Annotated in this window: 2 protein-coding genes and 1 pseudogene; all 3 read left to right on the top strand. The window is 34.0% G+C overall.

What is annotated here, in order from left to right; translation table 11 throughout:
* A pseudogene (locus INF68_RS23385) lies at nt 1–329 on the top strand (hypothetical protein); the annotation flags it as partial.
* Nucleotide 330: 1 nt separating this feature from the next.
* Entirely contained in the window at nt 331–654 is a 324-nt protein-coding gene (locus INF68_RS22950; RefSeq protein WP_128302283.1) for a hypothetical protein, read from the top strand.
* 3 nt (nt 655–657) lie between these two features.
* Nucleotides 658–957, top strand: a 300-nt coding sequence (locus INF68_RS22945; protein WP_032674394.1) for a hypothetical protein, incomplete at its 3' end; no start/stop codon positions are given.

Genomic DNA, 957 nt, shown 5'->3' with positions numbered 1-957 from the left:
TTTTTGTTGACCACTTCAATGAAGGTAAGATTATACCGTACCAGAATGCTAAGTTAACTAAGCAAGGTAACATTACACAGCTACGTTCAAGAACCAAGAGTGATAAATACAAAAAGGTGAAGAGTAGGAACGGTAACACGTACTTAATCGACACTACCAAGAAATCCTCTAAACGTAATCCTAAACTGGCACGTGAACAAAGGGTGATTGGTTATTATGGTTCCGTTGGTAGAAAACCATTGTTTGATTTCTATGATGAAACCGAGAAGCAAGTAATAGAACAATTAAGAACATTACGCGGTACGTTTGATTACCGTTGGAGGAAGTAAGATGGATAACTTAGAAAATTTCCCATGTTATGATCATTCTGTACTAACAGATTTTTCTTTTCAGACAATACAACCTGTAAGTGTTACATTAACATATGATAAAGCACTATCTGGTAGTAAGCTCATAAAAAAGAAAGTAGATAAAACAAAAGGTGATTTAGTCGTATATAGCTTCCATCATCATACAACACCTAAAGTAAATGAAGATGATGTATTGATGGTTGAATTAATGAAAGAACAAGTAGAAGTAAAGGTACTATTATCTTACAACCACATCTTTAAAGGTCATCGCGTAGTTTCTTGTGTTTGCCAAATACAAGGATAACATATGTTAAGTATTATCATTGACCTTATCAAAAACGGTATAAGTCTTATCAGTAAGAACAAAACCGAAGTTGCTAAGTCAAAAGACGAACTTGAAACAGAAAAAACAAGTGAAGCACAGGAAACAAACCGTGAAGAGATCAAGGCTGGAAAAGGCTGGAGATCATTTTTAGGTTATGCGTGTACTGGTATTCTTGTTTATAACTATATCTTAGTACCTATCTTAGATTACTTTGGTATCGTTTTATTCTCATTCCCACTATCTGACATTATCAGAATCATCATTTTGTTACTTAGTGGTAAC

Source organism: Enterobacter cloacae complex sp. P16RS2 (assembly GCF_014982155.1).
Taxonomy (GTDB): domain Bacteria; phylum Pseudomonadota; class Gammaproteobacteria; order Enterobacterales; family Enterobacteriaceae; genus Enterobacter; species Enterobacter cloacae_M.
The sequence above is the reverse complement of the archived record's forward strand: the minus strand, read 5'-3'. Positions and strand labels throughout refer to the sequence as shown.

Bases quoted from the DNA above. Each gene is read 5' to 3' on its own strand.
- INF68_RS22950 (WP_128302283.1), top strand. From the start codon at position 331: ATGGATAACTTAGAAAATTTCCCATGTTATGATCATTCTGTACTAACA.